At 58.3% G+C, this 6,824-nt stretch carries 6 protein-coding genes and 2 pseudogenes; 2 read left to right on the forward strand and 6 right to left on the reverse strand.

Features of this window, described 5'->3' with window-relative positions; translation table 11 throughout:
• Positions 1-189 (forward strand): annotated as a pseudogene (locus BSU04_RS46520) (DUF190 domain-containing protein); the annotation flags it as partial.
• A 336-nt stretch (positions 190-525) separates the two neighbouring features.
• On the forward strand, positions 526-924 hold the full coding sequence (locus BSU04_RS21445) for a response regulator (protein ID WP_179258387.1): 399 nt from the start codon (positions 526-528) through the stop codon (positions 922-924).
• A 276-nt stretch (positions 925-1,200) separates the two neighbouring features.
• Here the strand turns inward: BSU04_RS21445 and BSU04_RS21450 are convergent, their stop codons facing one another.
• The 6 genes and pseudogenes from BSU04_RS21450 to BSU04_RS21480 all read right to left on the reverse strand — a co-directional run.
• Positions 1,201-2,292 (reverse strand): hybrid sensor histidine kinase/response regulator, encoded by a 1,092-nt coding sequence (locus BSU04_RS21450; RefSeq protein WP_256983168.1) that lies wholly within the window; start codon positions 2,290-2,292, stop codon positions 1,201-1,203.
• 153 nt (positions 2,293-2,445) lie between these two features.
• Positions 2,446-2,796: pseudogene (locus BSU04_RS47770) on the reverse strand (PAS domain S-box protein); the annotation flags it as partial.
• Positions 2,768-3,583, reverse strand: coding sequence for an alpha/beta fold hydrolase (locus BSU04_RS21455; protein WP_086383871.1), 816 nt, complete (start codon positions 3,581-3,583; stop codon positions 2,768-2,770). The gene BSU04_RS21455 and the pseudogene BSU04_RS47770, both read right to left, overlap by 29 nt.
• Positions 3,584-4,184: 601 nt before the next feature.
• Positions 4,185-4,460, reverse strand: coding sequence for an HU family DNA-binding protein (locus BSU04_RS21470; protein WP_062004222.1), 276 nt, complete (start codon positions 4,458-4,460; stop codon positions 4,185-4,187).
• 141 nt (positions 4,461-4,601) lie between these two features.
• Entirely contained in the window at positions 4,602-6,329 is a 1,728-nt protein-coding gene (locus tag BSU04_RS21475; protein WP_256983166.1) for a site-specific integrase, read from the reverse strand.
• A gap of 154 nt (positions 6,330-6,483) precedes the next feature.
• Positions 6,484-6,824: IS66 family transposase (locus BSU04_RS21480; RefSeq protein WP_218827325.1), on the reverse strand; the 341-nt coding region annotated here is incomplete at its 5' end.

The raw sequence follows: 6,824 nt of genomic DNA on the forward strand, positions 1-6,824 counted from the left end.
TTCGATCACGCGGGCAAGTTCCATTCGGCCGGTTTTTTCGAACTCGCCGATCAGCCGCTTGCCATCACCGTTTCCGTCGATGAGCAGGCATGCCAGCGCTTGATGAACGCGCTCGCGGAAGAAGACGTCGATCTCAGCTACGTGAAGATTCCGGTCGAGTTTGGCCGGACTGGCCGCTCGGTCGCGTGACAAGTCGCAATCAATTTTTCAACGGCTACCAATCTCTTTTTACAGAACTGTCAGTCGCTCGTCGGGTCGCTTATTTTCGTTGTCTGACAGACAACAGCTAGTGTGATGTCCCGCCGGGCTGGGCGCGCAACGGCGGATCATGGCCGGGCCGAGACGCCCATCGGCGCGGACTCTGCTCAAACTAGGCGAAAAAAGCCTACAGTATGACAAGTTACCGCGGTCGTGTTGAACTATAGAGCATTGATTCTGCAAAGGAGCAAGCGGTAATGTGAGGTGAGATGGGCATCCTTTTTGCGTGCAAATGTGATGCTTATACAAACGCCCAAAGGACACCGCATGCAAATTCTTATATTGGATGATGACCACGATCTCGCCGCAAGTCTTGAAGCGCTCGTTGAAAAGCTTGGGCATGCTGTTACCCTCGCGCACGATTGTGAAACAGCGCGAGCGCTCGCTTACTCGAGTCCATTCGACTTCATATTGGCTGATGTCGAGCTGCCCGATGGGGACGGCAGAGTCGCGTGTGAAAGTCTGCGTAGCGAGGGAGCGTCTCAAGACGCATATATGATTGCCATGACTGGCCGGGCTGATTTGGGGAACGACGATTTTGCCGCTTTCGACGGGTATCTTCACAAACCAATTACCTTTGATTTGCTGGAGCGGGTACTGGCAGAATGGCAAACAGCGGCAGGTTTGTCTCCTACGACGCCCGGAGCCGCAGAGGGTTTGATCTAGCCGCAGCGCCGCGCTGGAAGCTAGGTTGTTTACGAACATCAATCGCAAAAATACGAAAAGCTATGTCCGATCCAACTATCCCCGAACCGCCTGTCACGATTCCAGATGCGCCCTCGCCGAACGCCCCCTCAGATGTTCCAGATATTGGCGAGCCAGAAACTGAACCTGATCAACCAAATGATTCGCCGTCTGCTTAACGGAAAGCAAAAAGTAGGGCGGATGAAGTCTTTGGACCACGCTCAGCGAGAAAATCTACAAGGGCTCGAGAACCCCGTACTAACCAAGTACCTGGCCGTCGATAAGGACCATCAAGAGCCGCTTCAAGTCGACGGGTTTCGTAAAATGAAAATCAAAGCCGGCTTGCGCGGCGTCGTTCTTGTCCTGCTGCTGCCCCCAGCCCGTCAATGCGATCAACAAAATCGATCTTCCCGGCTTCTGACTACGCCGAATCGTTTCGGCTACCTCGTATCCCGTCACGTCAGGGAGCCCAATATCCAGGATGATCGCTTCCGGGGAAAATTCGTTTGCTAACCGTATTCCGGTCATTCCATCCGATGCGGTGCGGGCGTCATACCCTTCTGTCTCCAGCAGGACCGCGAGGCTCTCGGCTGCGTCAGCATTGTCATCGATAATCAATATTCGATGTCGCGTCAATTCCCGGACGGCTTGATCGGGATCGTGAAAAGCCGCTTGTACGCCGGACTTAATCGAAAGCGGAAATCGCAGAATGAATTCGCTGCCTAATCCGGCTCCGGCGCTGTGCACCGACACCGCCCCGCCGTGCAACTCTGTCAGTGTGCGAACAAGCGAGAGACCAATTCCCAATCCACCTTTAGAGCGCTCGATACCCGGCCCCAACTGGGAAAAGATCTCGAAGAGTGAGGGCATGTGTTCTACGGCAATGCCAATGCCGTTATCGCGAACCGAAATCATGGCGTGCTCGCCGTCGCGTCTGGCAGTGAGCCAGATCGAGCCGCCATTCGGAGTGTATTTCGCGGCGTTATTCAGCAAGTTTTGCACGATCTGCGACAAGCGTGTCGGGTCTGCGTCGATAGCAATGGGCTCGTCGGGCAGTTCAATCGTTAAAGTATGGGAAGCGGCAGAAATGATGGGCTGGCAGGACTCTGCCGCAAAGTTCAATGCCGTCGCGAGATCGACGTTCTCGCGATGCAGCGTAATTTTCCCTTCTGAAATCCGGGACACTTCCAGAAGACCATCAACGAGATGCGTCATCTGAATCATTTGACGGTCGAGTACGTCGCGCGCCCACTTCATCCGGGCGTCTGCCCCGGGTTCGAGCCGTAATAGATCGACCACGCTTCGCATGGGCGCCAGCGGGTTTCTGAGTTCGTGGGCAAGCGTTGCCATGAACGCATCCTTGCGGCGATTGGCTTCCCGAAGCGCCTCTTCGGCAACGTGCTTTTCCTTCAGCGCGATCTCCGCTCGTTCGCGCGCACGAAGCAATTCACGCTCATACTGATGCCGGTCGACGACCACCACGACCGCAAATTCGTTGTAGTCGACCTCGCCATGGCGACGACGGGCGGCATTGATCAACATCGGTACTGCGTGTCCGTCGCGGTGAACCATGTCGACTTTGACCTCCGCAACCGACCGCTGCATCTGGAGCAAGGGCGCCCAGTTCGTTTGGTGAAATACCTTTCCACCGATCGTCAATAAGTCCTGGAACCGCCGTATTTCCAGAAGTTCCGCGGCCGTGTAGCCCACCCAGGCGCAGAACGTGGCGTTGACACGCACGATCGTACCGTCAACGGTTGCCGTCAGCAGGCCACACGGTGCCGTTTCAAACGCATCCTGAATCGAAGAGAGCGGTCTCTGCTCGCTATCCATGATCGGAAAGACCCAGCGCATTAAGAAACGCCTTGGTCGCGTCGATACTTGCGCATGGCGCGCTGAGATGCGGACAGTGTCCGACGTTATCCACGATGCTAAGCGTACTGCCCGGGATGTGTCTCTTCATGAAGTCGCCGACGGCAAGCGGCGCCAGCAAGTCATCGCTCGATTGCAGGATCAGCGTGGGCGTGGTCACGCGTGACAGGTCTGCGCGATGATCGGCGAGGAACGTCACCCGTGCGAAATGCTTGGCGATTTCGGGGTCTGTACGGCAGAAGCTGTTGGTCAGTTCCACGCCAAGCTCTGGCTGATCCGGCGAACCCATAATGACAGGCGCCATCGTGCTCGACCAGCCGAGATAATTGCTTTCCAGAGTTTCGAGCAAGCCGTCTATGTCGCTGCGAGAGAAACCACCGACATACTCCCCATCATTGATGAACGATGGAGAAGGTCCCACCATCACGTTCGCGACGAACCGCTCGGGAGCCTCGATCGCCGCAAGCATTCCGATCATTGCACTGACCGAATGTCCGATATAGATCACGGGGCCGCTCGAATACTCATCGATTACTTCGAGCAAGTCTGCAGCGTAACCGCGCAGCGATCCATATTTACCGTAGTCGTAGGCGGAGAGATCCGACTGACCGCTTCCAACCAGGTCGAACAACACCGTTTTGTATCGGCTGGCGAAATCTGGGTGCAGATACCGCCACATCGTCTGGTCGCACCCGAACCCGTGCGCAAAAATGATGGTTGGAGACCCATCGCCGCTCGCGTGCACATTGTTGCGCTGTTGAACTGTCATGGTTCCAATTCCATTTTTGCTGAGCTACCGAATCTGTGCCGGCCAAAGTTCCAGCTTCTACTTGGATGGTATCAAATACCTGCAATCCACCTACACTCGCGCGATCTTTGTCTATTCGAGACCACTTGTGATCGAACGCTGGCTTGCGCTGTACAACCAGCAACTGAGTGCGGCACCAATCCACCCAGCGATATAAGCCGAAAAACAGCTACGCCAATTCCTGGCTGGCACGGGTGCGTCGCCACTAGTTCGCCCGAAACCGGATTAACGGCCGGTATCCCTTCCAATGAACGCGTTTAGCTTTCAGCCATGCCGCGCGCCAAAGGTGTAGCCTCCTGCGCCCGCCACCTGCTACAGGTGCGTCCCAAGCGAGGCGCGCTAGTGCGGTAAGGCAACCGAATTGCGGAGGTGCTGGGTGGGGCACGAGGCGAGCGCGTCATGATCCGTTCGCTGCACGTAGATGGCGTCAAGCGACGCCGCGCGGTGAAGTGGAACCCTGAAATTGCTCGACGATCAATTGTTCTAGCGTTAGCCGGCAGGTGTCAAGCCAAGCTCAGTGCAACCACGTACGACCCACGCAGGCGGAAACACATTCACTGCCCTACTTGTTCACCGCGTCCTTGAACGCTTTGCCGGCGGTGAACTTCACGGTCGTCGACGCTGCAATTTGAAGGGCCTCGCCGGTTTTCGGGTTGCGACCCGTTCGAGCGGCACGCGCGCCAGTGCTGAAAGACCCGAACCCGATCAGTTGAACTGGATCTCCCTTGACCACCGCTTTCGTCACGGCATCAAGAAATGCGTCGATCGTTTCAGCTGCGGCGGATTTTGCAATGCCTGCTTGATTTGCCACTGCGTCAATGAGTTCTTGCTTGTTCATTTTTTTGCTCTCCATTTAAGCGAACTGACAGCCAGTATGCATGTCAGCCTGGAGAATACCGTACCCGACAGGCGCCATTGATGGCAGCACGGGTACACGGCCGTTGCGCCTTGCTCCCGGGTTTGAATTAACCGGCGGCGTCTAGCCGCCGTCTTCTGAATAGTATTGGGCCGCGGCATCGAGCATCCGCTGGCGTTCGGCGCGCACATAAATGGACGTTGTCTGCAGCGAGGCGTGACCGAGAACGCGCTGAACGACGTCGATCGGCATGTCCCGAGCAACGGCCCTTGTACCGAAGGTGTGGCGAAATGCATGCGCGGAAGTTTCCAACAACTGCGCATGGGCATCGTGCGATAAGACTCCCTCCCGTAACAACTCACTGGCGAGCTGCTTAGTACCCTGCCGGACCAGCCGCGCGAGCGCATCCGGGGCATACGCCCGCTTCGTCTGCGCACGATCATCGCCGTCGGACTGCACTTCGGTCGGGTCGTCGTCTCGGTTGCCGTTTTCATTGCCGTGCTTGGCGCGTGCGCTCAGGGTCGCGGGAATCACCAGCGGCGCGATCAGCGGCGCATCGTCGCGAGCGGCATCGAAGTTTTCGCCGCGATCAAGCCAGTGCGCGCGCAGCGCGCGAAGCGTCGCCGCACTCACCGGAACCGTTCGCTGCCGACGCCGCTTGCCGACCACGCTCAGTGCCCAGATCTCAACTTGCGCTGCCCCGCCCTCCCCCGCTTTTTTCGCGGCGGCCGCCGACTTCACGTGACGGATTGAGCGCAGATCCTGGCGCCGCGCGTTCGCCGCTTCTTCGCGACGCAAACCCGAATCGCCCATCAGCAAAATCGCCGCGCGCGCGGTTCGCCACTGTCGCACTTGTTCCGGCGTTTCGTTGAGCAGCTGATCCCCGCAGCGCTGATCGAGTGCCCGGCGCACAAGCGCCCAAAGATCGGCCGACAACGCACGGTCGACCTGCACGGAAACTTCCTTCGTTACCGTCGCGGGATCCGTCACCGCGCTCCACGGATTACCCGCCAGATAGCGGACAGTCGTCAACCACGCGAAAGCGGCGCGAATCGCGCGCACCGCATACGCCTGACTGTCGGCCGACAAACCCTCCGGCGTGAATGGTCGCCACCGCCCGCTTGACCTCGGACGCTTCGGTCCCACGAAGCTTTCGACCGGTTTCTTCAAAAAATCCTTGTATGCCTCGCAGTCTTCCACCGTCATCGACGAGAGCGCAACCCCGCGCACGCCCCCCAGCCATAAGACCAGTCGTTCGATCTCTTTGGTGTACACACGCAGCGTCGGTGGCCGGTCGCGGTAACGATTCAAATACGCGTGGACCGCGGCGAGATCGTGCTGCGCGCGGATGAATGCGAACTCGCGCGCGCGATTCGTGCCGTGCTCACCCGAGAGCGCCGTCGGAATCGCGAGGCGCTCGAACGGCGCCAGTCGCGGCGCCTCGACGGTACCGCCGATCACGACGACGTTGTCCAGACCGGAGGCCGGCGCGAGCGGCCAACCGTAGTCACTCGCGTCGACATCGGCATCAACCTTGACGCCGAGCATGCGCTCGTGCCGGCGCAACCACGCGACCATCATCCGGGCTCGATGGGGCCCGATGCGCGGTACCGACCGCCACCAGTTGCCGCCGTGCGAGTTGCAGTATGCGATCAACTCGCCCAAGGTCCGGATGCCCTCGCCGATCAGTCTTTTAGTCACCAGCGGTCGGAACCACAAACCGACTGCGTGCTCGGCGTCTGGGTCGGCGGCCGCTAGCGTCGATGCCTGTTCGACCATACGCAATGTAACGGCCGTGAGCTTCGCGCTGCCGTGCTGCTTGATTGAGGCTTTCAGGTGGGAGGCAAGCACTGCGGATCCATGGCGCAACGCGAGTTGAACCAAGTCATCGAGCATCGTGCGCAGAAACTGTTGAGGTCCGTTAATTCTGCTAATCGCGCCCGCTAATTCCGCTAATGAGAATCGGTAACTTCTCAATAACCCGGGGCGAGCGCCAGCATGCTGTTCAAGCAGAGAGGGCGATGCGTTGTTCGAGGAGATGAGGCAGGAGGGGAATTTGATCGCTGCAAGAAATGCGGTCTGTCAGATACTCCCAGAACGAAATGTTCAGCTTGCGGCACGTCGCCTTTAGACTCGAGAACGTATCGCGGCATTGTCGGCCGAGCTCGCTGCGCGTGCCGCCACTGATCTTTCGTTTTTTGACCTGATCGCGAATGTCGCGCTCACTGCCATTGGTATGCAGCGGGACCTCAGGACGCTCCAACACCAGCAGCAACTCGGACTTGTTCATGTGAATCCGTCTGAGCAAACGATCGAGCGTCGCATAGAGGGTCTTTTGGATGAAGA

The sequence above is a fragment of the Caballeronia sordidicola genome (assembly GCF_002220365.1).
In the GTDB taxonomy this organism is placed as follows: Bacteria; Pseudomonadota; Gammaproteobacteria; order Burkholderiales; family Burkholderiaceae; genus Caballeronia; species Caballeronia sordidicola_C.